Source organism: Duganella sp. GW821-FHT01E12 (assembly GCF_059422325.1).
In genome coordinates, this window is sequence record NZ_JBWKWR010000003.1 from 45,155 (window position 1) to 70,282 (window position 25,128).

18 protein-coding genes are annotated in these 25,128 nt (G+C 64.2%); 14 read left to right on the forward strand and 4 right to left on the reverse strand.

Features of this window, described 5'->3' with window-relative positions:
* Nucleotides 1-14: 14 nt before the first annotated feature.
* Complete coding sequence (locus AC07WS_RS10305) at nucleotides 15-3,056, forward strand: glycosyl hydrolase family 28-related protein (protein ID WP_494728963.1); 3,042 nt, start codon at nucleotides 15-17, stop codon at nucleotides 3,054-3,056.
* Complete coding sequence (locus tag AC07WS_RS10310) at nucleotides 3,046-3,930, forward strand: alpha/beta hydrolase (RefSeq protein WP_494728964.1); 885 nt, start codon at nucleotides 3,046-3,048, stop codon at nucleotides 3,928-3,930. Before AC07WS_RS10305 ends, AC07WS_RS10310 begins: the two co-directional genes overlap by 11 nt.
* A 30-nt stretch (nucleotides 3,931-3,960) precedes the next feature.
* Here AC07WS_RS10310 and AC07WS_RS10315 read toward each other — a convergent pair whose 3' ends face one another.
* The 4 genes from AC07WS_RS10315 to AC07WS_RS10330 form a co-directional block, all read right to left on the reverse strand.
* Nucleotides 3,961-6,324 carry a GH36-type glycosyl hydrolase domain-containing protein gene (locus tag AC07WS_RS10315; RefSeq protein ID WP_494728965.1) on the reverse strand — a complete coding sequence of 788 codons (2,364 nt, stop codon included), beginning with the start codon at nucleotides 6,322-6,324 and terminating at the stop codon, nucleotides 3,961-3,963.
* A 13-nt stretch (nucleotides 6,325-6,337) separates the two neighbouring features.
* Complete coding sequence (locus tag AC07WS_RS10320) at nucleotides 6,338-7,675, reverse strand: MFS transporter (RefSeq protein ID WP_494728966.1); 1,338 nt, start codon at nucleotides 7,673-7,675, stop codon at nucleotides 6,338-6,340.
* A gap of 145 nt (nucleotides 7,676-7,820) precedes the next feature.
* Nucleotides 7,821-8,465, reverse strand: coding sequence for a hypothetical protein (locus AC07WS_RS10325; protein ID WP_494728967.1), 645 nt, complete (start codon nucleotides 8,463-8,465; stop codon nucleotides 7,821-7,823).
* A gap of 30 nt (nucleotides 8,466-8,495) precedes the next feature.
* Entirely contained in the window at nucleotides 8,496-10,559 is a 2,064-nt protein-coding gene (locus AC07WS_RS10330; RefSeq protein WP_494728968.1) for an SUMF1/EgtB/PvdO family nonheme iron enzyme, read from the reverse strand.
* A 347-nt stretch (nucleotides 10,560-10,906) separates the two neighbouring features.
* Between AC07WS_RS10330 and AC07WS_RS10335 the strand changes: the two genes are divergently transcribed.
* From AC07WS_RS10335 to AC07WS_RS10390, 12 genes are all read left to right on the forward strand, one after another.
* Nucleotides 10,907-11,884: a type VI secretion system protein TssA gene (locus tag AC07WS_RS10335; protein ID WP_494728969.1), complete on the forward strand. Its 978-nt coding sequence runs from the start codon at nucleotides 10,907-10,909 to the stop codon at nucleotides 11,882-11,884.
* A gap of 90 nt (nucleotides 11,885-11,974) precedes the next feature.
* Nucleotides 11,975-12,487, forward strand: a complete 513-nt coding sequence (tssB, locus tag AC07WS_RS10340) for a type VI secretion system contractile sheath small subunit (protein WP_494728970.1) — start codon at nucleotides 11,975-11,977, stop codon at nucleotides 12,485-12,487.
* 41 nt (nucleotides 12,488-12,528) lie between these two features.
* Nucleotides 12,529-14,022: a type VI secretion system contractile sheath large subunit gene (gene tssC, locus AC07WS_RS10345; protein ID WP_494728971.1), complete on the forward strand. Its 1,494-nt coding sequence runs from the start codon at nucleotides 12,529-12,531 to the stop codon at nucleotides 14,020-14,022.
* A 49-nt stretch (nucleotides 14,023-14,071) separates the two neighbouring features.
* Entirely contained in the window at nucleotides 14,072-14,554 is a 483-nt protein-coding gene (locus tag AC07WS_RS10350) for an Hcp family type VI secretion system effector (protein ID WP_494728972.1), read from the forward strand.
* A gap of 18 nt (nucleotides 14,555-14,572) precedes the next feature.
* Entirely contained in the window at nucleotides 14,573-15,067 is a 495-nt protein-coding gene (locus tag AC07WS_RS10355) for an Hcp family type VI secretion system effector (protein WP_494728973.1), read from the forward strand.
* A gap of 41 nt (nucleotides 15,068-15,108) precedes the next feature.
* Complete coding sequence (gene tssE / locus AC07WS_RS10360) at nucleotides 15,109-15,621, forward strand: type VI secretion system baseplate subunit TssE (protein ID WP_494728974.1); 513 nt, start codon at nucleotides 15,109-15,111, stop codon at nucleotides 15,619-15,621.
* A 13-nt stretch (nucleotides 15,622-15,634) separates the two neighbouring features.
* On the forward strand, nucleotides 15,635-17,497 hold the full coding sequence (gene tssF, locus AC07WS_RS10365) for a type VI secretion system baseplate subunit TssF (RefSeq protein WP_494728975.1): 1,863 nt from the start codon (nucleotides 15,635-15,637) through the stop codon (nucleotides 17,495-17,497).
* Nucleotides 17,473-18,528, forward strand: coding sequence for a type VI secretion system baseplate subunit TssG (gene tssG, locus AC07WS_RS10370; protein ID WP_494728976.1), 1,056 nt, complete (start codon nucleotides 17,473-17,475; stop codon nucleotides 18,526-18,528). Before tssF ends, tssG begins: the two co-directional genes overlap by 25 nt.
* The gene (gene tssH, locus AC07WS_RS10375; protein ID WP_494728977.1) at nucleotides 18,521-21,199 is read left to right on the forward strand and encodes a type VI secretion system ATPase TssH; all 2,679 of its coding nucleotides are present in this window, start codon (nucleotides 18,521-18,523) and stop codon (nucleotides 21,197-21,199) included. The genes tssG and tssH overlap by 8 nt, the downstream gene beginning before the upstream one ends.
* Before the next feature lie 29 nt (nucleotides 21,200-21,228).
* A complete protein-coding gene (locus AC07WS_RS10380; protein WP_494728978.1) occupies nucleotides 21,229-23,517 on the forward strand; it encodes a type VI secretion system Vgr family protein in 2,289 nt (762 codons plus the stop codon).
* 27 nt (nucleotides 23,518-23,544) lie between these two features.
* On the forward strand, nucleotides 23,545-24,021 hold the full coding sequence (locus tag AC07WS_RS10385) for a DUF6484 domain-containing protein (RefSeq protein WP_494728979.1): 477 nt from the start codon (nucleotides 23,545-23,547) through the stop codon (nucleotides 24,019-24,021).
* Between the two features lie 11 nt (nucleotides 24,022-24,032).
* Nucleotides 24,033-25,127 carry a DUF2169 family type VI secretion system accessory protein gene (locus AC07WS_RS10390; RefSeq protein WP_494728980.1) on the forward strand — a complete coding sequence of 365 codons (1,095 nt, stop codon included), beginning with the start codon at nucleotides 24,033-24,035 and terminating at the stop codon, nucleotides 25,125-25,127.
* Nucleotide 25,128 lies beyond the last annotated feature (1 nt).

Here is a 25,128-nt window from a genome sequence, read left to right on the forward strand (position 1 = left end):
TGACTAGTCTAACTATGAGTCGCGTCCTCGTGGCGGCGGCTGCGGTTCTGTGCGCGCAGCCGGTCGCGCATGCCGCACAAGCCGCGTCGGCGTCCGCCTACCAGACCATGCCGGACGACCCGCGCGCCGTGAAAGTGCGGGCCAAGGGCGACGGCGTGGCCGACGACACCGACGCCATCCAGCAGGCCGTCACCAGCGCCGCCAACAAGGGCGAGGGCGGCGTGGTGTTCCTGCCATCGGGCCGCTATCGCATTTCCCGTTCAATTTTGGTGCCGCCGGCAGTGCGCCTGTACGGCGTCGGCCGGACGCGGCCGGTGTTCGTGCTCGGCGCGCGCACGCCGGGCTTCCAGCAGGGCGTCGCCAACATGATCGTGTTCACCGGCGGCGACCAGTACACGGTGGGCAAGGTGCCGGTGCCGGTGGCCGGCGCCGTGCCGTACAGCGACCAGGTGCGCGACGCCAATTCGTCGACGTTTTATTCGGCGCTCAGCAACGTCGATTTCGAGATCGGCGACGGCAATCCCGCCGCGGCGGCGGTGCGGTTGCGCACGGCGCAGCATTCCTACCTGAGCCACATCGACTTTCATATCGGCTCCGGCCTGGCCGGCATCTACCAGGTCGGCAACGAGAGTTTCGACCTGAAGTTCTACGGCGGACGCTACGGCATCCTGTCCGAGAAGACTTCGCCGGCGTGGCCATACACGTTGATGGATTCGAGCTTCGAAGGCCAGCGCGATGCCGCCATCCGCGAGCACGAAGCGGGACTCACGCTGATTAACACCAGCATCCGCAACACGCCGGTGGGCATCGAGATCGACCGCGGCTACGGCGACTGGCTGTGGGGCAAGGACGTGCGCTTCGAGAATGTGTCGAAGGCGGCGGTGGTCATCAGCAACGAGGGCAACGTCTACACGCAGGTCGGCTTCGACCACGCAGTGGCCCGCAACACGCCGGTGTTCGCGCGCTTCCGCGACAGCGGCAAGACCATCGCCGGCGCCGACGGCGCCTACGCGGTCAGGGAATTCAGCTACGGCCTGGCGTTGCCCGGCCTGGGCAGCACCGGCCAGTTCGCCACCAGCATCAGGATGGAAGCGCTGAAGGCCTTGCCGGCCGCGCCGCGCCAGGTCATGCGTGCGCTGCCGCCAAGTACCGAATGGGCCAACGTGCACGGCTTCGGCGCGCTCGGCGACGGCCAGGCCGACGATACGGCCGCGATCCAGAAGGCCATCGACAGCAAGCGCGTGGTGTACCTGCCGCTGGGCTTCTACATCGTCAACGACACCATCCGCATGAAGCCGGACACGGTGCTCGTCGGACTGCACCCAGGCCTGACGCAGCTGGTGCTGCCGAACGGCTCGCCGCTGTACGCCGGCGTCGACGGCCCGAAGGCGCTGCTGGAAAGCGCCAGGGGCGGCGACGCCATGGTCACCGGCTTCGGCCTGGCCACCGGCGAAGTCAACCCGCGCGCGACGGCGCTGCTGTGGAAGGCGGGCGCCGATTCGCTGGTCGACGACATCCGCATCCAGGGCGGCCACGGCACGCGGCTGTACGACGGCACGCGGCGCGATCCCTACCAGAAGCGCGCCGATTTCGACCCCACCGCGCACTGGGACCGCCAGTACCCCAGCATCTGGGTGACCGACGGCGGCGGCGGCACCTTCGTCGCCTGCTGGACGCCAAGCACCTTCGCACAGGCGGGCTTCTACGTGTCGAACACCAGGACGCCGGGCAAGGTCTACGAACTGTCGGCCGAACACCACATCCGCGCCGAGATCGTGCTCGATGGCGTGGAGAACTGGGAATTCCTGGCGCCGCAAACCGAAGAGGAAGTGCGCGATGGCATGGACTCGGTGTCGCTGGAGATCCGCAATTCGAAGAATCTGCTGTTCGCCAATTACCATGCCTACCGCGTCACGCGCTCCATCAAGCCTGCGCCATCGGCGGTCAAGTTGAGTAATTCCAGCGGCATCCGCTTCCGCAACGTGCACGTCAACGGCGAGAGCGGCTACGCCACCTGCGACGACAACGGCTGCGACACCTATCTGCGCGCCACCAAGTACCCGTATGAGAACGCGCTGCGGGACGTCACCCGCAAGCTGGAGGTGCGCGAGCGCGAGTTCGCTGCGCTCGATGTCGACGCCGCCGGTCCCGCAGCCGCTGCCGATGCGGGCGTCGGCGCCGGCGTCAAGATCGGCAAGCTTGAAGGCGATTTCTATTCGATCGCCGGCGCGGCGGTTGACGCCCAAGGCAAACTCTATTTTGTCGATCGCCGTTTCCAGCGCATCTACAGCTGGTCCAAGGCCGAGGGCCTGATGGTGGTGCGCGACGTGCCGCTGGACGCCGTCAACCTGGCCTTCGACCGGAGCGGCGCGCTGATGGTGCTGTCCTCGCACGGCGCGGAAGGCACGGTCTACTCGTTCCACCCGGATCAGCCGGCCGGCGCGCTGACACTGGTCAAGCCGACGCCGGTCGCCGCCCACGCCGGCGCCCGAACCGTGGTGCCGGTCAACTTCTGGCGGAACGGCGAGTTCCGCGACCAGCTGAACCCGGACAGCTACGAGTTCACCACGCTGGCTGAAATGTTCGCCCGCGATGTCGCGCTGCCGAAGCAGCGCGAGTACGTGTCGCCGGACGGCAGCCTGGTGATGCCGGCCTACCGCGTGTTCCAGCAAGGTCCGGCCAATCACCTCGGCCACCGCTTCTCCGACACGCTCGACACGCACGGCCTGGTGGCGGCCGGCGCCAACGGCCGCGTGGTGTTCACCAACGGCTCCGAGAACCGCACCTACAGCGGCGTGATCGGGCAGGGCGGCGGCATCGGCGACTTGAAACAGGTGGCCAATCGGGGCGGCGAGAGCGTCGCCGTGGACAAGGCCGGCAACGTCTATGTCGCCAATGGCCAGGTGTTCGTCTACGCGCCGGACGGCAAGGAAGTCGGCCGCATCGATGTGCCGGAACGTCCACTGCAATTGATCTTCGGCGGCGACGGCGATGGCACGCTGTTCATCCTGACTCACCATACCCTTTACGCAGCGGGAGGCTTCAATGGGCATTAACAAATTCGGCCTGGGGCTGCTGTTGCTGTGCGCGCAGGCGGGGGCGCAGCAGACCGTTCAACTGTGGCCCCATGGCGCGCCGGGCTCGGAGCAGCGTCGCAACGAAGCCGAGACCGTGCAGAACACCTATATCAGCAACATCCACGATCCGTCGCTGACCGTGGTCGAGGCCGATCCGCGCCACGCCAACGGTGCCGCCGTGATCGTGGTGCCTGGCGGCGGCCATCGCATGCTGGTGTGGAATAACGAAGGACTGGTGGCGGCCAGGTCGCTGAACCGTTCCGGCGTCACCGCCTTCGTGTTGAAGTATCGGCTCGCGCGCGATCAGGGTTCGACCTACAGCATCGAGAACGATGCGGCTGCCGACCTGCGGCGCGCGGTGCGCTGGGTGAGGGCGCATGCGGCGGAGTACAGGATCGATCCGAACCGGCTCGGCATCATGGGTTTCTCGGCCGGTGGCGAACTGGTGTCGCTGGTGGCCGACAATCCGGTGCCCGCGCCGGCGGGCACTGCGGACGAGGTCGATAAACTGAGCGCTCGGCCGGACTTCCAGGTGCTGGTCTATCCCGGCCCGCTGGGCGTGCCGGCCAAGGCCGTGCAGAACGCGCCGCCGGCCTTCATCGTTGCGGGATCGTTGGACAAGTGCTGCGCGCCGCCGGCCATCGCCCTGTATCAGCAACTGGTGGCGGCGGGCGTGTCGGCCGAGCTGCACATGTATGCGGAGACCGACCACGCCTTCAACATGGGCCAGCGTTCGGAGCGCCTGTCCGACGTGCACTGGCCGGATCGCCTGGCCGACTGGCTGGCCGATGGCGGTTGGCTGATACCGCACGGCGGCCAGGCGCCGCAGGGCGTGCCGTCGCCGGCGCGATAGCTCGCCGTTCGAAGCGCTTGCGGACTTCGCCTACGTTGCGGCCCCGCGGCGCGGAATCAATACCTGCAACGCATACACTCCGCCCGCAACGATACCGGTCACGCGGCCATCCGGCAAACGCTGGCCTTCCCGCCAGACCTGAATTTCCTCGACGTCGGAGCGTTGTATGGACACCTTGAACGTCGCGCCGCGAAATTCACGCGTGACCTTGATGCCGTCCCATTCCCGCGGCAGCTGCGGACGCACCAGCAAGGCGTCGCCGTCGCCGCGCAGGCCGCACAGGCCTTCGATGAAGCAGCGGTAGGCCCACGACACGGTGCCGGTGTTGAACAACTGGCTGGAACGGCCTGCGGTACGCGGGTACTGGTGGTAGGCGCCGCGATAGTAATTCGGAATGAACACCGGCAGCTGGCCGCGCTGCAGGTAATCGGCTTCGCTCGGGCCGGGTATCATCTGGCGCAGCAGCTGGTAGGCGCGGTCGCTCTCGCCGATGGTGTACAGGCTGTAGATGTAGAACACGGCGGCGTGGTTGTACACCGCGCCGTTCTCCGCCGAACCGGGATGCTTCTGCGTGACGCGCCCCACGTCGTCGCGCATGGCGCTGTACGGCGGCGCGAACATGGCCACGCCGTACGGCGTAGCCAACTGCTGCTCCACCTGCGCCAGCATCGATGCGCGCTGCTCCCCGCTGGCCGTGCCGCCGAGGATAGCCCACGCCTGCGGATTGAGCCAGATGCGGCCCTCCGCATCCTGGCGGATGCCGAAGCGGACATCGTCGTCGGTGATGCCGCGCGCGTACCAGTCGCCGTCCCACAGGTGCTCGTTGGCGGCGAGGTTGACGGCCTTGGCGCCGGCGCGGAAACGGCTGGCGTCGCCGCGCTGCTCGCAAATCTCCGCCCACAAGTTCAGCGCGTAGGCGGTGGCCACGGTCAACCAGCCGGACACGCCGCGTCCCTTGTAGCCGACCATGTTCATCGGATCGCACCAGTCTCCCTGGGCGATGTAGCTCAGGCCGCGATGGTCGCGCGCCTGCAGCAGCCAGTCCATGGCGCTGCTCACGCGTTCGGCGACGGTGAGGGCGATGCCGTCCTCGTGGCCGGCCACGACCACGTCAAGAATGTCATAGTCGTTGGTTTCGTCGAGGTAGACCTTCAGCGCGACCGGCAGCCACACGCAATGGTCGGTGTGCGGCACCTGGTTGATGTATTTGAGCTCCGCCCCCTCGGCCAGCAGTATCCCGTCCGGCATGGCGCCGCTGGCTTCCTGCTGCGACAGCGCGTGAAGGAAGGCGTTGCGCATGACGCCGGGCTTGATGAAGCTCATGCCCATGTTGTCCTGCAGGTAGTTGCGGGTTTGCGGATCGGTACTCAGGCGATTGACGTCGCCGTGGTAGAACACCTGGCGCGGCAGCCAGTGGTTGACGAAGTTGTCCAGTTCCTTGTCCGGCGTTTCGATCCGCAGGCATCCGCGTCCGCCAGCGATGTAGCGGGCGTAGTCGGCGCGGGCGGTGGCGAAGGCGGCGGCGCCGAGATATTTTTCGCGCACGGCGCGGATCTCGGCGTCGTCGAATGCCGGGCCGAAGATGAAGCGGTAGTCGTGCGCCTCCGTGTCGGCCAACGCCAGGCGGTACTGCACCACGGCGGTCGGCGTTTCGTAGCGGGCGTCGCTGTTGCCCAGCTGTTCATCCTGCAGCGCGCTTGGATGGTGCAGGCCGCCTTCGCCCTCGAACGCCATCTGCCGGACTTCCCACGCCACCGGCGCTTCCTCGCACAGGAAGTAGGTCTTGTCCTTGAAGTCCTTCTGCTTGAAGTAGTCGGCCACCTTTTGATACGGCGTGACGCAGCTGGCCACCACGCCGCCCAGGTCCGCACGGTATTCGCCGGACTGGTTCATCCACGACATGTAGCCGATCGGGAAGTAGGGGTAGACGCTCAGCCTGCGCGGCCGGCCTGACAGGTTGGTCACGCGCAGCGACCACAGTTCCACCACGTCCTCCACCGGCAGGCTCAGATTGAGCTCGACCCGCACGCCCAGGTGCTCGATGGTCCACGACAGGTCGCTCTTGCCGACCGAGAAATTGTAGCGGTCCACCGGCGCGCGCACCGGCTCGTACGGCGCCGAGAACAGTTGGCCGGTTTCCTCGTCCTTGATGTAGAAGAAGCGGCCCGGATGATGGGCGTAGTAGTTCTGCTCCGGCTGCATGAAGGTCTTGGCCTCCAGGTTGGGCGCGTAGGCATACTTGGCCGGCTCCGGCTGCATGAACTGCGCGGTGGCGTAGCCGCGGCAGGTCACTTGTATCATCATCTTCTGGTTCCACAGGAAGCCGGCCGCGCGCGGCATCGCCGTCGGGCTGGTCAGTTCGTAGCGGTCGCCGTCGTGGGTAGGGCCTAACATTGAAACTCTCCGTTTAAGATTTGCGCGCATCCAGATCCGCCTGGATCTGAGCCAGCTTGGTGTTGTCGAGGTTATAGAAGAACATGACGGCCACCGCGCACACCGCGAACGCCGCCGGAATGAAGGACATCAACCACACGATGCCGGCCTGCGAGCCGGACGTCTGCGCCACGTTGGCCACGTAGCCCAGCCGGGTGAACAACCAGCCGATGACGGCCACCGCCACGGCGGTGCCCAGCTTTTGCGAGAAGGTGGCGGCGGCGAAGGTCATCGCGGTGGCGCGGCGGCCGGTGCGCCATTCGTTGTAGTCGGCGGTGTCGGCATACATGGAGAACGCCAGCGGCGATTTCGGCCCCAGCACCAGGCCCGTCGCGATCTGCAGCGCGAACATCAGCGTGACCTGGTCCTTCTGAACGAAGAAGAAGGCCAGCGACAGCAGGGCGGTGGTGCTCATCAAAATCATCATCAGCTTGCGCTTGTCGATGAAGCGCGTCAGGAACGGCGTCAGCGAGGCGCCGACAGCCGCCGAGATCATGTAGGCGGGGATGAAGCCCTGCATCAGCTCCGGCCGGCCGACCACGTACTTGAAGTAGTAGGCCGCGCTGGTGGTGCGCAGCGTGATGGTGATCATGATGATCAGCGCCAGGAAGAACAGCGCCACCCATGGCCGGTTGCGCGACAGGTCGCGGATGTCCTGCCAGACGTTGGACTGCTGCGTGGGCGCGGGCGCCACGCGTTCGCGCGTGTTGAGGAAGGTCGTCACAAACAGCGCGGACGCCAGCGCGCCCCACACCAGCATCGTCAGCTGCCAGCCCAGTTTGTCGTCGCCGTGGCCCAGCCAGCGTACCAGCGCCGGCGTGGCCGCCGTCACCAAGGTGCCGCCGGCAAAGGCGAAGATGAAGCGCAGCCCGTTGACGGTTGAGCGCTCCTGCGGATCGGCCGACAGCACACCGGACAAGGCGTTGTACGGAATGTTGATGCAGGTGTAGCAGACCATCATCAGCAGATAGGTGCCGTAGGCCCAGACGATCTTGCCGCCCTCGGACAGGTCGGGCGTGGTGTAGGTCAGGAAGGCGGCGCCGGCCAGCGGCAGCGGTAGCCATATCAGGTAGGGGCGGAACTTGCCGAAGCGGGTGTTGGTGCGGTCGGCTATAGCGCCAATCAGCGGGTCGGTGAAAGCGTTGACGATTTTAATCGTGAACACCATCGACGCGGCGGCGGCGGCCGAGATGCCGAAGACGTCGGTGTAGAAAATCAGCAGGAAGGTGGCGATATTGGTCCAATAGAAATTGAAGCCCATATCGGCAATGCCATAGCTGATCTTTTCGCGCCAGGTCAGTTGTTTGTTCACGGTCGTATCTGCCACCTGTGTGTGCCCATATTACCCAGCCGATGTTAGCGCTACCAAGATTGGCCACAGTGTAGACTTTTGGCGGGATTTGTAAACAAGATTTGATGTTGCGCCGCAGCAGCAGGCCAATGCAGACAGGCCCGCACTATGCCGGACCTGGCGTGACAGAGATCCGCTTCACGGTAATGACCACATCCTGGTACAGGCTCTTGTAGCTCTTGTCCTTGCCTTCGGCGCTCGTCGGCTCCGCCAGTGAAAAGTCCTTGCCGCCGAAGTACTGGTTCTGCGGGGAGATTTGAACCGGGAGTACTTTTGGCAGCGAGCGAACGATGCGTTGCCGCTTGCCGGCACATGAGGCCGACTGGCAGACCTGGACTTCGATGTAATCCACGACCGTATCCAGCGTCACCATATAGGTTCCGACCGATAAGCGCACAGGCTTCTTCGGTTGCAGGGAAACCGTCAGCCGTATCCGCGCGCCGTGCGGCGGCCTCTGCAAGTCGAAGACCCCGATCGCATTTGGCCTGGGAGTGAGGCCGATATTGGCTTCGTCGATGCGGAAGATGTTGAAGTAGCTCTTTTGCAGGGACAGCAGGCGCTGGGATTCCTCTTCCAGCTCCCTGGCGCTGGGCTCCGGCTTGGGTTCAAGCGTGGATGGCGCGGCTGCCGGCGTCGTCTGCACGGCGCCTGCAGGCTGTGCGGGCGTAGCCGGAGGGGCGGGCTCCATATGCGAGCAGGCAGCGAGGGCTGCAATCAGCAAGCTGGCGAGGGTGTCATATCTGCGTTTCATGCGGGGCCTTTCTGAAACGGATTTCCAGTGTTAGCGCGCGACCCGGAAACCGACGCGTGCATCGGCATTGGCGCGGTCGTCCCAGGTGCGGGCGGAGGGGCGCACGTCCGCTTCGGTCGAATCGTAAGCTCCTCCCTTCTGCACCTTCTTCCTGCAGGCGGCGTTCTCGTTCGCGTCGCGCTTCGTGGGCGCGTCGGCGTGGCTGCCATACCAGCAGTCGTCGACCCATTCATAGACGTTGCCCACCATATCGTACAAGCCTTGGTTGTCCTTGAAACTGCCGACAGGCGCGGGCCCGGCGATCGGGAGATGGCTGCCGCATTGCCCGCAGTGCGCGTGATCCTGTCCGATGGCATCGCCCCACGGATAGGCCGTCCCTGCGGCTCCGCGCGCGGCGTATTCCCACTCGGCCTCGGTAGGAAGGCGGTAGCGCACACCGGTCTTTGCGGAAAGCCATTTGACGAATTGTTGGGCGGCATCCCAGTTTACCTGCGTGACCGGCAGCTTGCCTGACGCGGTTGCGGGCGCTTTTTTGACGGTCGGGCAGGCGCCATCGGCAACACATAACTGCCATTGTTCGACCGTGACTTCGTGTGCGGCTATGCTGAACGCGGCGATTTTTTCGGTGACCGCACCGAACTCCTCGCTGGCGGCGCGGGTATCGCCGGGCATCGCGCCCATGCGGTAACTGCCGGCCGGGATGTCCACCATGACCGGACAGGCTGGCCTGCCATCGCCAGATTTAATCGGACATGCAGCCGGCGCAGGGACGACGGCCGCGGGCAAGGGGACGTGGGCGGGCCTGGCCGGCGGCAGCTCATTGACCGCAACTTGCGGCACCGGCCGCGGCTTGGACGATGGCCAGAGCAGCGCCGCCGCCATCAATGCCAGTACCGTGGCGGCAACCGAAATCTTCGCCAGGCGCCGCCAGTCCGGTGACCTTCTTTCCGCCGCAACGGGGGGGATGCCGGTGCCGTCTGGCGTCGCCGCCGCCGTTGGCTGCGCCATCAGGGGGATGGTAACTTCGGAATCGGTGACGTGTGCGCCAGGCCCTGGCTGCGTCGCGCGGCCGGAAACTTGCAGCGTTCTATTTACGGCGGCTTGCGTTGCATCGGCAATCGGCGGGCGGACCAATGGCGTCGTCACCGGGCCGTCCGGGGGCGGAGCTTCCAGTCCCAGCATGGCGCGGAACTGGCTGATGCTCTGCGGCCGGTGTTCGGGCTTCAGGTTCAGCGCCGCGTCGAGCGCTTCCAGAAACGGCGCGCTATAGCGGTCCTTGGCGCTCACCGCCAGCGGAACCAGCGAATCGGAGATGACGCGGGCCATGGCGGCCGGCGGCACGGAGTCGGTGATGATGTAATACGTCACCGCCGCCAAGGCATACAAATCGGTCCACGGGCCGTGGCTGATGTGGTTCATGTCGCCATACTGCTCTATGGGCGCGTAGCCGGGCTTGAGGATGACGGTCAGGGTTTGCGTCACGTCGCCGATGATGTGGCGCGCGGCGCCAAAATCGAGCAGCAAGGGCGTGCGGCCTTCGAGCATCAGGATATTGTCCGGGGCGATGTCGCGGTGATAGCAGCGCTTGTCGTGCAGCACCTGCAAGGCGTCCAGTATCTGGCCGAGAAATCGTTTCAGCCATGCCTCCTCGGCGAACGCGGCGCGCTCGCGTTTGAGCAGCTGCTTGAAAGTCGGCGCGTCGTAGAAAGGCATGGCCATGTAGGCGGTGCCATTGGCTTCCCAGAAGCGGTACACCTTGACCAGCGATGGATGATCGAATTTGGCGAGCAGCTGCGCCTCTTTGACAAAGCTTTGCAGGCCGATCCTGAATGCCTCGGCGTAGTGCTCGGACAGGAGAGTCACGTGGGTGTCGTGTTGGCGGCCGGCAAAGGATACCGGCATGTATTCCTTCAGTGCGACCTCGCGCCCCAGCGAGTGGTCGTAGGCCCGGTAGACGATGCCAAAGCCGCCTTGGCCAACCACACTTCTGATTTCGAATTCCGCCAGCAGTGTGCCCGCAGCGAGTGCGTGCGGTGAAGCGCGGCCGGGCCTTAGCACGGTCTGGTCGTTGTCGCTGAAGGACGGGGCGCTCATGTGTGTTCTGGCTGGGAAAGTAAACTTAACAGGTATCGCCTGCTGTCGATTGACTCATGCTCTGTATGCCGAAGTATAACGATTCGTGGCGCATCTCGTGCGGGAAAATATTCAAGCGGTGCGTGGCAGGAACGTAGTATCTATAAGGGCGTATTGAAAGTCACCAAGATTTTTTCCGGAGGAAATTTCAACCCCGCGCACGGTTACAATGCGAGAGATTTGACTGATATTCTGGAGATAAAATTGTGGAAGACGTCATGCCTGTTGCGCGCAGAACTACGCATCGTGACAGCACCGAATCATCGGGGTCGTATCGATTGAACGTGGAGGGTTGCTGCGTGCTTGATATGAATGAGTTGCTGGCTGAAGTGCCGGAACGTCCTCCGTGCGGACCATACCTTGAATACGATCCCCTATACCAGGAACTCGAGCGCATTGCAGCGGGCAAGGCAGAACAAAGGCTAGGCGACCAGGTGGTGCCTGCCGAAGCGCCCGATTGGCCGGAACTCAAACACAAGTCACTGAGCCTCTTTTCGCGCACGAAGGACCTGCGCGTCGCAGCATTGCTGACGCGCGCCCTGGTCCGCACCGAAGGCATTGTCGGCCTGAACGCGGGGCTGTCCCTGGTGCGCGCCATGCTTGAACGCTATTGGAATGAAGTGCATCCGCGGCTTGAAATCGAAGGCGAGCACGATCCCGCCGTGCGCATGAACACACTCGCGGCGCTGGGCGACAGCGGGGCGCTGCTGGCGGATGTGCGCAATGCCCTGATCGTACCGGCTGGCCCGATGGGGCGGGTCAGCGTGCGCGACCTGATGATCGGCATGGGGAAGTACAAGGCGGTGAGCGGCGAAACGACGCCGTCGTTGGCACAGATATCGGCGGCGATCGCCATCTCGGCATCGAAAGAAGGCGGCGTGTTCGATGCCGCCCGATCCGGCATCGAGTGCATCGATGCCATCCGCTCGCTGCTGCTGGATAAGGTTGGACAGGGCCTTGCCGTGGACCTGGCCGGCTTGCGGGAGATGCTGAAATCCGTGCTCCAGGCTCACGACGAGGCCATGGGAGGCGGCGCGCCGGCCGCCGGCGAGCCCACGGCGGAAGCGGCCGCCGTGGCGGGCGAAATCCGCGATCGCGAGGATGCCATCCGGCAGCTGGAAAAGATCTGCGTATTCTTTGAAAGAACGGAACCGGGAAACCCGGCGCCGCTGCTGATACGCCGCGCACAGCGGCTCATGAACAAGAGCTTTGTAGAAATCATCCAGGACCTCGCTCCAGACAGCCTGGGCCGGATACAGGATATAGCAGGCGTCAAGCACAGCTAGCCGGGAGAGAAGCGGCTATCGGACTGACAGAAAATCGGCGGAGTGCTTCGCGGGCACCCGGTGTGTAGGCTTTCTTTGTGGGAGTAGGTCATGGCAAAAGACAGCAGTCAGAAATTCATCGCCCGTAACCGCGCGCCGCGCGTGCAGATCGAGTACGACGTGGAACTGTATGGTGCCGAGAAGAAGATACAGTTGCCGTTCGTAATGGGCGTGCTTGCAGACTTGTCCGGCAAGCCGGTGGAGCCGCTGGCACCGGTGGATGAACGCAAGTTCCTCGACATCGACGCGGACAACTTCAACAGCCGGATGAAGGCCATCAAGCCGCGCGTGGCCTTCCAGGTGCCCAACACCCTGACCGGGGAAGGCAACATCAGCGTCGATATCAGCTTCGACAAAATGGACGACTTTTCGCCGGGCGCGGTGGCGCGCAACACGGATGCGCTCAACAAGCTGCTGCAGGCGCGCCAGCAACTGTCCAACCTGATGACCTATATGGACGGGAAGTCCGGCGCCGAGGAACTGATCGCGAAGGTGTTGAGCGATCCGGCCTTGCTCAAGTCGCTGGCCGCCAGTGCCAAGCCAGACGAGGACAGGGCAAGCTGAACACGCCATCAATCACGCCATCATTTACCGGAGCTGAGGAAATGTCTGAAACCGAACTGTTGGCCGACAAGGCCGAAAGCGTCGCCCTGGCCCAGAGCGAATTCGCATCCCTGCTGCAAAAGGAATTCAAGCCGAAAAGCGACGAGGCCAAGTCGGCCGTTGAACAAGCTGTCCACACGCTGGCGGAGCAGGCCCTCGCGCAAACGACGCTGATCGGCAATGATGTGCTGAAGTCGATCGAGGCCATCATCGCTGCGCTGGACGACAAGCTCACCGAGCAGATCAACCTGGTGATGCATCATCCGGACTTCCAGAAACTGGAGGGCACCTGGCGCGGCCTGCACTACCTCATCAACAACACGGAAACGGATGAGATGCTGAAGATCCGCATCATGAACATTTCCAAGCAGGAGTTCGGCAAGACGCTCAAGCGCTTCAAGGGGACCAAGTGGGACCAGAGCCCCTTGTTCAAGAAGGTCTACGAAGAGGAGTATGGCGTGTTCGGCGGCGAACCCTTCGGCTGCCTGGTCGCCGACTTCGCCTTCGACCACAGCCCGCCGGACGTGGAGCTGCTGGGAGAGATGGCCAAGGTGTCGGCGGCCGCGCATGCACCGTTCATCGCTGGCGCCTCGCCGGCGGTCATGCAGATGGACTCGTGGCAGGAACTGGCCAATCCGCGCGACCTCACCAAAATCTTCACGACGCCGGAGTATGCGGCCTGGCGGTCGCTGCGCGAATCGGAGGATGCCCGTTATATCGGACTGGCCATGCCGCGCTTCCTGGCACGCCTGCCGTACGGCGCCAAGACCGACCCGGTCGAAGAGTTCGATTTTGAGGAGGATACCGGCGCGGCGGACCACAGCAAATACACCTGGACCAACGCGGCGTATGCCATGGCGGTCAATATCAACCGCTCCTTCAAGCAGTATGGCTGGTGCTCCCGCATCCGCGGCATTGAATCGGGCGGCTCGGTGGAGGGCTTGCCGGCCCATACCTTCCCGACCGACGACGGCGGCGTCGATATGAAGTGCCCCACCGAGATCGCGATCAGCGACCGGCGCGAGGCGGAACTGGCTAAGAATGGCTTCATGCCCCTGGTCCACCGCAAGAATTCGGACTTTGCCGCGTTTATCGGCGCCCAGTCGCTGCAAAAGCCCTTCGAGTATGACGACCCGGACGCGACGGCCAACGCCAACCTCGCGGCGCGCTTGCCCTATCTGTTTGCCTGCTGCCGCTTCGCGCATTACCTCAAGTGCATCGTGCGCGACAAGATCGGCACCTTCAAGGAGCGCGAGGAAATGCAGCGCTGGCTGCAGGACTGGATCATGAATTACGTCGACGGTGATCCGGCGCATTCGTCGGAAACCACCAAGGCCCGCAAGCCGCTGGCTGCCGCCGAAGTGGTGGTGGAAGAAGTCGAAGGCAACCCGGGCTATTACACGTCCAAGTTCTCCCTGCGCCCGCATTTCCAGCTGGAAGGTTTGACGGTGTCGCTCAGCCTGGTTTCCAAATTGCCCTCGGCAAAGGCGGCATGAAGCCAGGCATGGAACAGTAACTTAGCTCATTTATTCAAGGAGGAAGGTCATGGCTGTCGACATGTTTTTAAAGCTGGACGATATCAAGGGCGAGTCCCGCGATGACAAGCACAAGGATGAAATCGATGTGTTGGCGTGGAGTTGGGGCCTGAGCCAGTCGGGCACCATGCACTCGGGCGGCGGCGGCGGTGCGGGCAAGGTCAATGTGCAGGACTTGAATCTGACCAAGTACCTGGACAAGGCCTCGCCCAACCTGATCATGGCCGCGTGCAACGGCAAGCACCACAAGGAAGCGCTGCTGACCATCCGCAAGGCCGGTGAGAAGCCACTGGAATACATCAAGATCACCATGAAGGATGTGCTGATCTCGTCCATCGATACCGGCGGCAGCGGCGGCGAGGATCGCCTGACCGAGACCATCAGGCTGAATTTCGCCGAATTCAAGGTGGAATACACGCCGCAGAAAGCGGACGGTTCGGGCGAGGCCGCGGTGGAAGCCGCCTGGCATATTGCGAAAAACGTCAAGGCCTAGCCGCCGGCGGGAGAGCAGATGGCGCAAGGCGATATGTTCCTGAGGATAGATGGCGCCAGGCAGGGCGCCATCAGGGGCGAGGCGCGGGACGCATCGCACCAGGACGAAATTGACGTGCTGGCGTGGTCCTGGGGAATGGAGGGCAACTACCTGCACGGCCAGCCGACCGGCAAGACGGCGGTGCGGGAGCTGAAGGTGGCCAAGCGGGTGGACCGCGCCAGCACCGCCCTCATGGCTGCGCTGCGCGGCAACGAGGTGCTCAAGGAAGCCGTGCTCACCGTCCGCAAGGCCGGCGGCGCCGATCCGGTGGAGTATTTCAAGATATCCATGGCAAAAGCCCGTATCTCGGCCATCCAGGTGCAGTCCAGTCCTCCCGGCGAGTTCGCGGAACTGACGGAGGAGTTGAGCATCGCGTTCAGCAAACTGGTGGTCGAATACAAGCAGCAAGGCGCAGACGGCGCCTATCGCGGCGCCACATCGTTCGAGATGGACATTTACGAGGAGCCTGCATGAGCGGACTGCGGGATGCCGAACATGGCGGGATGGGATAGCACATGGCCGAGCTTACGCCGCAGGAGCGGCTGCAACCTGCGTTGCTGGACCGCCTGGTGGACGAGGCGCCGGACGAACAGCGGGAATCGCAAGCGGAGCGGCTGCTGGGCAAGGAACGTCTGCGCGCCGCGGTCCTGCGCGATCTCGCATGGCTGTTCAATTGCAGCCGGCCGGGCGCCGGTGCGGGGCTGGCGGACTACGAGCAGGTGCAACGCTCGGTGCTCAATTTTGGCTTGCCCGCGATGTCGGGAGCAACGGCATCGACCTTGGACCTGACGGAGATCGAACGCAGCATCATGCACGCGATACTCGCTTTCGAGCCGCGCATTGTGCCCGCCACGCTGCAGGTGCGGGCGCTGGCGCAGGATTCGATGCTGGATCAGCACAATATCGTGCGCATCGAAATCCGCGGCGACCTGTGGGCGCAGCCGGTGCCCCTTGAGTTATGCCTGCGCACGGAGGTCGACCTGGAAACAGGCGTGGTGGAGCTGCTGGACCTTGGCAAGGGTGGCTGAGATGGATCCCCGCATGCTACGTTATTACAACCAGGAGTTGCAGCATCTGCGCGAAATGGGCGCCGAGTTTTCACGCCAGTTTCCCAAGATCGCCGCCAGGCTGGGCATGGACGGGATCGAGGTCAGCGATCCCTATGTCGAGCGCCTGCTGGAGGGCGTTGGTTTCATGGCGGCGCGGGTGCAGCTCAAGCTGGATGCCGAATTTCCGCGCTTTACGCAGCGGTTGCAGGAGATCGTCTATCCAAACTTCCTGGCGCCCATGCCGTCCATGCTCATGGCGCTGTTCCGGCCGCAGCCGGACGACACCAACCTGGCGCAGGGCTTGACGATTGCCCGCGGCAGCATCCTGCGCAGCGCGCCGGGCAAGGGGGACAGCGTCGCCTGCGAGTTCCGCACGGCGCAGGATGTGCGCCTCTGGCCATTGGAGATAGCGTCGGCTGAATACTTTTCCTTTGCGCCGGAGCTGCCTCTGGCGTCATTGTCCATCGCCAAGCGCATCAAGGGAGGCGTGCGGCTGCGGCTCAAGACCAGCGCCGGCCTGCAGTTCCAGCAACTGCGGCTTGAAGATTTGCAGCTCTTTTTGTCCGGCAGCGACGAGGTCGCCTATAAATTGCATGAGCTGTGCCTCGGCGCCTGCGCCGGCATGCTGGTGGCGCCGGCAGCGCGCCCGTGGCCGTGGCACGAATTCCTCTCGCCGGCGCATGTCAGGCCGCTGGGCTATCGGGATGAGCAGGCGCTGCTGCCGACGACCTTGCGCTCGTTCCAGGGCTACCGCTTGCTGCAGGAGTACTTCGCGTTCCCGCAGCGTCTACTGTTCGTCGACTTGCACGGTCTCGGGCCGGCGGTGCGCCGCCACGCCGGCGGCGAGCTGGAGGTGGTGCTGCTGTTCGAGCGCGGCGATCCCTCGCTCGAGAGCGTGGTGGACGCGTCCAATTTCTCGTTGTTCTGCACGCCCGCGATCAATCTCTTTCCCAAGCGCGCAGACCGGGTTCACTTGAGCGACAGCCGCCATGACTATCACGTGGTGGCCGACCGCACACGGCCGATGGATTACGAAGTCTACCAGGTGGACAGTGTGACCGGCCATGGCGTCGGTGGCGACAGCGAACGGCGGTTCTTGCCTTTTTACGCGGCCTATCACGAGGCCGGGCAGCAGCACGCGGCCTATTTCACCACCCAGCGCGAACCCCGCGTCCTGTCGACGGCGCAGAAGACCAACGGTTTCCGTTCCAGCTATGTCGGCAGCGAGGTGTTCGTTTCGCTGGTCGACCCTGACGAGGCGCCGTTCCGGCACGACTTGCGCCAGCTTTCCATCACCACCCTGTGTACCAACCGCGACCTTCCCCTGCATATGCCCTTGGGCGCGGGGGCGTCGGACTTCGCCCTGGACTTTGCGGCGCCGGTCGCGGCGATCCGGTGCGTGAAAGGTCCGTCCAAGCCGTATTCCCCGGTGTGGGAAGGGGCAACGGCGTGGCGCTTCATCAGCCATTTGTCGCTGAACTACCTGTCCCTGCTGAATACCGACGAAGGCGAGGGCGCGCAGGCATTGCGCCAGATGCTGGCCCTGTACGCGGCCAGCACGGGCGGCAAACTGCAAAGGCAGATCGATGCGCTGCATGCCGTGCACGCGTCGCCCGTCGTGCGCCGGCTGCGCGGCGGCGGCCCGATCACCTTCGGGCGCGGTCTGCGGATCGAACTGGACGTCGACGAGATGGGCTTCCAGGGCGGCAGCGCTTTCCTGTTTGGCAGCGTGATGGAGGAATTTTTCGCCCGTTACGTATCCATCAACTCATTCACCGAGACCGTGCTGCGCTCCGCTGGACGCGGTGAAGTCATGCGTTGGGAGCCCAAATGCGGGACCGGCTTGATCATCTGACGTATTTTCAGGCACTGGAAATGGCGCCGTATCGGCACGACTTCTTCCAGGCCTTGCGCCGCATCGAATGCCTGCACCCGCAGCTGCCGCGCATAGGCCAGGCCCTGCGGCCGGCCGACGAGGCGGTGCGCCTGGCGCAGGAGGCGGCAATGGACTTTGCGCCGGCCACGCTGTCCGCGTTCGGTGTGCCGCGAGGTGCGGCGGCGCCGCGGCTGGAGGTCCGGTTTTTCGGCCTGCTGGGTCCGAACGGGCCCTTGCCCCTGCATCTGACCGAGTTCGCGCGCAACCGCACGCAGCACGCGGACGATCTGGCACTGACGCGCTTTCTCGACCTGTTCCACCATCGCTTCCTGGCGCTGTTCTACCGCGCCTGGGCGCAGGCCCAGCCAACCGTCAGCCTGGACCGGCCGCATGAGGACCGCTTTTCGATCTACGTTGGTGCCTTGTGCGGCCTGGGCGACGCCAGCCTGCGCGAGCGCGACGCCGTGCCGGATTGCGCCAAGCTGTTCTATGCGGGACTGCTGGCGCGCCAGGTGCGCAACAGCGATGGCCTGGTGGCCTTGCTGAGCGGGTATTTCCGCCTTCGGGTCACGCTGGAACCCTACGTCGGCCACTGGCTGAAGCTGGCGGTGGAGGAGCGCACCACGCTGGCGTCCAACGGCGCCAGGCCGCAAGCGGGATTGGGGCAGGGCGCGGTACTGGGGCGGCGGGTATGGGACCGGCAGCACAAGTTCCGCCTGTGCCTGGGTCCGCTCGACCTGCGCCAGCTGGAAGACTTCCTGCCCGGCGGTCGGGCGCTGAGAGTACTGGTGGCCTGGGTGCGCCAATACTGCTGTTTCGAGCTGGAGTGGGATGTCCGCCTGTTGCTCAAGCGGGAGGAAGTTCCTCCGGCGCGCCTGGGTAAATTTCAACGGCTGGGCTGGAGCACGTGGCTGGGCACCCGGGCGCGCAAGGAAGACGCGCGGGACCTGGTCCTGGATGCGGAACGGCTCACCGCCGGCTTGCCGGCAAAAGGAAAACATCATGGGTGAAATCAGCCGCGTTGCCCTGTTTGGCAAACTGAACAGCCTGACCTACAAGGCCATCGAAGGGGCCACGGTGCTGTGCAAGCTGCGCGGCAATCCCTACGTGGAACTGGAACACTGGATGCAGCAACTCCTGCAGGAACAGGATTCGGACCTGCATCGCATCGTGCGCCATTTCGGACTGGACGCCTCGCTGCTGGCGGCCGACCTGACAAGCGCGCTGGATCGCCTGCCGCGCGGTTCCACCTCGATTTCGGACCTGTCCGTGCATATCGAACACGCCGTCGAACGGGCCTGGGTCTATGCCACGCTGATGTTCGGCGCAACGCAGGTACGCAGCGGACACCTGGTGGTCGGCATGCTGAAGACGCCTTCGCTGCGCAATGTCCTGACGCATATCTCTAAACAGTTTGAGCGCATCAAGCTCGATAGCCTGACCGAGGAATTTTCCGCCATCGTTTCCGCTTCGCCGGAACAGCGCTTGCCGGCCACGGATGGCGGCGGCCAGGCCGCCGCGCCCGGCGAGGCCAGCGGCGCAATGGCGCCGGCGCAGTTAGGCAAGCAGGAGGCGCTCAAGCGCTACGCCGTGGATTTGACCGAGCGGGCCCGCAAGGGCGAAATCGATCCTGTGACCGGACGCGATGAGGAAGTGCGCCAGATTATCGACATCCTGATGCGCCGCCGCCAGAACAATCCCATCCTGACCGGCGAGGCCGGTGTGGGCAAGACCGCCGCGGTCGAAGGCTTTGCGGCGCGCATCGCCAGCGGCGACGTGCCGCCGCCCTTGAAAGACGTTGCCTTGTTCATGCTGGACATCGGCCTGCTGCAGGCCGGCGCCAGCATGAAGGGCGAGTTCGAAAACCGCCTGCGGCAGGTGATCGATGAAGTGCAGGCCTCGCCCAAGCCGATCATCCTGTTCATCGACGAAGCGCATACCCTGATCGGCGCTGGCGGCGCGGCCGGTACGGGCGACGCGGCCAACCTGCTGAAGCCCGCGCTGGCGCGCGGCACCTTGCGCACCATAGGCGCGACCACCTGGGCGGAGTACAAGAAATATATCGAGAAGGACCCCGCGCTGACACGGCGCTTTCAGGTGATCCAGATCGAAGAACCGGACGAGGAAAAGGCCATCCGCATGATGCGCGGGCTGGCGGGCGCGCTCGAAAGCCATCACCGGGTACAGGTGCTGGACGAGGCCATCGATGCCGCCGTGCGGCTGTCGCACCGCTACATCCCGGCGCGCCAGCTGCCCGATAAGGCCGTCAGCCTGCTCGATACCAGCTGCGCGCGCGTGGCGATCAGCCAGCACGGCACGCCAGCCGGCGTGGAAGACTGCCGGCGGCGTATCGAGGCGCTCGAAACTGAGCTGGAAATCATCGGCCGCGAGGAGGCGATCGGCCTCGACGCCGGAGCGCGGCGGGCGGCGGCGGAGCAAATGGCCAGTGCCGAGCGCAGCCGCCTCGATGGCCTGGAGACGCGCTGGGCCGGTGAAAAAGACCTGGTTGAGCAAATCCTGTCCTTGCGCGCGCAATTGCGCGCAGAAGGCGTTGCGGTCGACGGGGAAGCGCAAGCGGCGGGCGGTGCGGCGCGCGCTGCGGCGCTGGACAGGCTGCAGGGGCTGCAGCGGAAACTGGCCGAGCTGCAGGGCGAAACGCCGCTGGTCATGCCGTCGGTCGATGCCCAGGCGGTGGCATCTGTGGTTGCGGACTGGACCGGCATCCCGGTCGGCCGGATGGTGAAGAACGAAGTGGAATCCGTACTCTCGCTGGCGCGGACCTTGAACCAGCGGGTTGTCGGGCAGCGCGCCGGCCTGGAGACCATTGCCCGCAGAGTTCAGACGTCGCGCGCAAAGCTCGACAATCCGAACCGGCCCATCGGCGTGTTCCTGCTGTGCGGCCCGTCCGGGGTGGGCAAGACGGAAACCGGCCTGGCCCTGGCCGAAGCGCTGTATGGCGGCGAACAGAACATCATCACCATCAATATGAGCGAATTCCAGGAGGCTCATTCGGTATCGAGCCTGAAGGGCTCGCCGCCGGGCTATGTCGGCTACGGCGAGGGCGGGCTGTTGACCGAGGCGGTGCGCCGCAAACCGTACAGCGTGGTGCTGCTGGACGAAGTGGAGAAGGCCCATCCGGATGTGCACGAGATATTCTTCCAGGTCTTCGACAAAGGCTGGATGGAGGATGCGGAAGGGCGCCACATCGATTTCAAGAACACGCTGATCCTGCTCACCTCCAACGTCGGCTCCGAGCTGCTGATGCGGATGTATCGGGACCCGCGACTGGTGCCGGACCCGAACGGGATCGCCCAAGCGCTGCGTGCACCGCTGCTGACGGTTTTTCCGGCCGCGCTGCTGGGACGTCTGGTGGTCGTGCCCTATGCGCCGCTGTCCGACGAAATGCTGGGCAATATCATCCGCCTGCAGCTGGACCGCATCGGCAAACGGATCGCCGAACAGCACAGGATTCCCTTCGCCTACGACGAGGCTGTGCCCAAGCTCATTGCGGAGCGCTGCAATGAACTGGAAAGCGGCGCGCGGGTGGTCGACGCGATCCTGACCAATACCATGCTGCCGAACATCAGCTCGGAGCTGCTGTTGCGCAGCATGGGGGAACGGCCGCTGGCCGGCATCGCGGTCGGCGTGCGCGATGGCGAGTTTGAATACAGATACGATTAAAACCGGTGTAGCCACGCAAGGAGTGCCGTATGCGCAGGGCGATGGAGATCGTGACGCCGTTGGGGCAGGATGTACTGCTCTTCCACCGCATGACCGCGTGGGAGGAATTGTCGCGCCTGAGCGAGTTTGAACTGGATCTCTTGAGCGAGCAGGGCGACATCAACCTTGACCAGATCCTGGGTAAGAACGTGACGGTGAAGGTGGAGATGCAGGGCGAAGGCGTACGCCACTTCAACGGCTACGTCACGCGCTTCGCGCAGGGCGGGATGTCCGGCCGCTACCACATGTACCGGGCAATCGTGCGTCCCTGGCTGTGGTTCCTGACGCGGACAGCGGATTGCCGCATTTTCCAGGCGATGACGGTCCCTGAAATTATCAAGCAGGTGTTCCACGACCATACGGTGGCCGACGTGAAGAACAACCTGAGCGACACCTACCATCAGTGGAACTATTGCGTGCAATACCGCGAGACCGATTTCAACTTCGTCAGCCGCCTGATGGAGCAGGAGGGAATCTACTATTACTTCCAGCATGACGAAGGCCGCCATACGATGGTACTGGTCGACGCCTACAGCGCCCACCAGGGTGCCCCCGGCTGCGATGCGCTGCCGTTCATCGATTCCGCTCGTGTGGTGCGCCCCGAGCAGGAATATGTCAGGCAATGGAAATATGCCCGCGAAATCCATCCCGGTAATTGCCAGCTGACGGATTTCGACTTTGAACGGCCGGCGGTGGACCTGGCCGTCAAAACCAAGGTCAAGCGCCAGCATGTGCTGGCCGATTACGAGGTCTACGATTATCCGGGCAGCTATACGCAGACGGCCGATGGCAGTCGCTATGTGCAGGCCCGGATGGACGAGCTGCAGACGCGCTTCGAACTGGCGCGCGGCGAAACCAACGCGCGCGGCCTGGCCGTCGGCCACCTGTTCAAGCTGACCGGGCAACCGCGCGCGGACCAGAACCGCGAATATCTGGTCATGGCGGCCAAGCACACGCTTGAATACAATGCCTATGAGACGCAGGAATCGGCCAGCGCCGGCGCCAGCTACGGCTGCAGTTTCACGGCCCTGGGCAGTCGCCAGCAATTCCGCCCCAGGCGCAGCACGCCCAAGCCCTTCGTGCAGGGGCCCCAGACCGCCATCGTGGTCGGTCCCGCCGGCGACGAGATCTACACCGACAAATACGGCCGCGTGAAAGTGCAGTTCCACTGGGACCGCTACGGCAAGAAGAATGAAAACAGTTCGTGCTGGATACGGCCCTCGCATCCGTGGGCCGGCCGGAACTGGGGCATGGTCTCGATCCCGCGCATCGGGCAGGAAGTGATCGTCGACTTCCTGGAGGGCGATCCCGACCGCCCCATCATCACGGGCAGGGTCTACAACGCCGAACAGATGCCGCCCTATGCCTTGCCGGCCAATATGACGCAGACCGGCATCCTGAGCCGCTCGTCCAAGTCCGGTACCGGCGCCAACGCGAACGAATTCCGCTTCGAAGACAAGAAGGGGGCGGAGCAAGTCTACCTGCACGCCGAGAAGAACCAGGATCTCGAGGTCGAAAACGACGAAACGCATTGGGTGGGGCATAACCGCGGCAAGACCGTCGACAACGACGAGACGACGCATATCAAGCATGACCGAACCGAAACAGTCGATCACAACGAGACGATTGCAATCGGCGTGGACCGGACGGAGACGGTGGGCAGCAATGAAAAGATCACGATCGGTTCGAACCGGACTGAAAGCGTAGGCTCGAACGAAGCGATCACGATAGGCGCCAACCGCACCGAGAGCGTGGGCAATAACGAGACCATCACCATCGGTTCGAACCGCACGATCACCGTCGGGGCCTGCGAGACGGCGACCGTGGTGGCCCAGCGTACGCATACGGTGGGCATCAATGAGACGATCACCGTGGGCGCAGCCCAGGAAGTGACGATCGGGGCGATGCAGATGATCACCGTCGGCGCCAACCAGATGGTCAATGTCGGCGTCAACCAGTCGGTCGGCGTGGGCGCCAACCAGAACGTGGACGTCGGCGCCAACATGTCGGAGAGCATAGGCGGCGCGCAGTCCAGCAACGTCACGAAAGGCCGCAGCACGTCGGTTGGCGACGACGACGCGCTCAACGTGGGCAAGCACCTGGTGATCGAAGCCGGCGATTCGGTGACCATCAAGACAGGCAGTGCCAGCATCACGATGAAAAAGGACGGGACCATCGTCATTGAAGGCAAGGACGTCACGGTGAAGGGCACGGGCAAGATACACGCCAAAGCGCATGGCGATATCGTGATGAAGGGTTCGAAGATTCTGCAGAACTGACAGCGTGGGCGTCGAATGGAGGTGTATATGAGTGGCAGGGATCTGATTGCCGGGGAGGCTGCCGCAGCGGCTTTCCCGGGCGCGGGAGTGGTGATTGGTGAGCTGATCGGGATGAAGGACGAGGGGCGCGTACCCCTGGTCCTGTACTCCGGGCAGCATGGAACGGCGGGTGTCGCGGCGCGCACCACGGTCGATCTGCATGGTCCGCACATTGGCGCCAAGGTGGTGTTGATGTTCGAGGGCGGGGATATGGGCAAGCCTATCGTCATGGGTGTGCTGCGCAGCGGCGACGGTTCGCCGCTGACGGAGGCGCCCGGCCTGGTGGAGGCGGATGTGGACGGCGAGCGCCTCATTGTCAGCGCCAGGGAGCAGCTAGTCCTACGCTGCGGCAAGGCGAGCATCACACTCACCAAGGCCGGCAAGGTGCTCATCCAGGGCAGCTATTTGCTGAGCAGATCAAGCGGCGTCAATCGGATCAAGGGCGGCGCGGTACAGCTCAACTGAAGAGAGGTGTTATGGAACTAGTCAACGCCACGCGCATGGTCGCTGGCTACACCATGGGCATGGAACCCTCGGGGCGCGAGTTGCTGGTCGTTGTCGTGAAGGGAACCTTCCAGATTCCCAAGGCGGGGGAGCTGGTGCGTTTGCACGAGCAGCAGCTGCCCCTGACAACCGCCGACACCTTCACCGGCGAGCCGGGATCGTCGGCCCCTTATTCCGAAGTCGACTTCGCGCCGCGCAAGCCGCGCTGCGACGTGCTGTTGCAGGGGAGCGCCCACGCCCCGCAAGGCCGGCCCACGACCCGCGTTCCGGTCGGCATGCGCATAGGGCAGTGGTCGAAGTCGTTCGCCGTTGTCGGCGACCGGCATTGGCAATCACGGCTGGGCGCGCTGAAGGCAAGCGAGCCGCTGCCGTTCACCCGCAAGAACATCAGCTACGACGTCGCCTTCGGCGGCTGCGATGTCCGCAGCGAGGACCCTTCGGAGCACGCGGCGTTTGCGCAAAACCCGGTTGGCCGGGGCTACCACCGGCACCTGCGCGGCGAGTGGATCAAAGGCGCGCCGCTGCCGAACACGGAGGAGCTCGACGGTCAGGTCGTCTCTCCACAAGGACGCTACGCGCCCATGGCATATGGCCCGGTTGGCCGCGGCTGGTCGCCGCGCGCAAGCTACGCGGGTACCTATGACCAGCAATGGCTGGACGACTACTTTCCCTTTTTGCCACCCGACTTCGACGACCAGTACTACCAGGCCGCGCCGCGCGACCAGCAATTGGCGGCCGCGCCCGGCGGGCAGGAGGTGTCGCTGGTCAACCTGACGCCCGACGGCCTGCGGACTTTCCTGTTGCCCGACTTTGAAGCGCCGATACACATCTTTGTGAAGGGCGGCGGAAAGGAGGAGCTGACGGCGCCGCTCGATACCCTGTTCTTCGAGCCGGAGCTGGAACGGTTCACCATGACATGGCGGATAACCCGCCCCTTGAAGAAGAATATGTTCGAGCTATCCCAGGTCATGGTCGGCCGCAAAGGCCGCGAATGGTGGCAGCAGCGTGAGGTTGTCTTTCCTATCCGCGTAGTTACCGTGCCGGCCGACGCCGCGATGGAGGGCTGAA

Coding starts and splice junctions, on each gene's coding strand:
- tssF (WP_494728975.1), top strand. CDS start 15,635: ATGCTACGTTATTACAACCAGGAGTTGCAGCATCTGCGCGAAATGGGC.
- AC07WS_RS10390 (WP_494728980.1), top strand. CDS start 24,033: ATGGAACTAGTCAACGCCACGCGCATGGTCGCTGGCTACACCATGGGC.
- tssH (WP_494728977.1), top strand. CDS start 18,521: ATGGGTGAAATCAGCCGCGTTGCCCTGTTTGGCAAACTGAACAGCCTG.
- AC07WS_RS10315 (WP_494728965.1), bottom strand. CDS start 6,324: ATGTTAGGCCCTACCCACGACGGCGACCGCTACGAACTGACCAGCCCG.
- AC07WS_RS10305 (WP_494728963.1), top strand. CDS start 15: ATGAGTCGCGTCCTCGTGGCGGCGGCTGCGGTTCTGTGCGCGCAGCCG.
- AC07WS_RS10385 (WP_494728979.1), top strand. CDS start 23,545: ATGAGTGGCAGGGATCTGATTGCCGGGGAGGCTGCCGCAGCGGCTTTC.
- AC07WS_RS10330 (WP_494728968.1), bottom strand. CDS start 10,559: ATGAGCGCCCCGTCCTTCAGCGACAACGACCAGACCGTGCTAAGGCCC.
- tssC (WP_494728971.1), top strand. CDS start 12,529: ATGTCTGAAACCGAACTGTTGGCCGACAAGGCCGAAAGCGTCGCCCTG.
- AC07WS_RS10310 (WP_494728964.1), top strand. CDS start 3,046: ATGGGCATTAACAAATTCGGCCTGGGGCTGCTGTTGCTGTGCGCGCAG.
- tssG (WP_494728976.1), top strand. CDS start 17,473: ATGCGGGACCGGCTTGATCATCTGACGTATTTTCAGGCACTGGAAATG.
- AC07WS_RS10355 (WP_494728973.1), top strand. CDS start 14,573: ATGGCGCAAGGCGATATGTTCCTGAGGATAGATGGCGCCAGGCAGGGC.
- AC07WS_RS10380 (WP_494728978.1), top strand. CDS start 21,229: ATGCGCAGGGCGATGGAGATCGTGACGCCGTTGGGGCAGGATGTACTG.
- tssE (WP_494728974.1), top strand. CDS start 15,109: ATGGCCGAGCTTACGCCGCAGGAGCGGCTGCAACCTGCGTTGCTGGAC.
- tssB (WP_494728970.1), top strand. CDS start 11,975: ATGGCAAAAGACAGCAGTCAGAAATTCATCGCCCGTAACCGCGCGCCG.
- AC07WS_RS10335 (WP_494728969.1), top strand. CDS start 10,907: ATGAATGAGTTGCTGGCTGAAGTGCCGGAACGTCCTCCGTGCGGACCA.
- AC07WS_RS10350 (WP_494728972.1), top strand. CDS start 14,072: ATGGCTGTCGACATGTTTTTAAAGCTGGACGATATCAAGGGCGAGTCC.
- AC07WS_RS10325 (WP_494728967.1), bottom strand. CDS start 8,465: ATGAAACGCAGATATGACACCCTCGCCAGCTTGCTGATTGCAGCCCTC.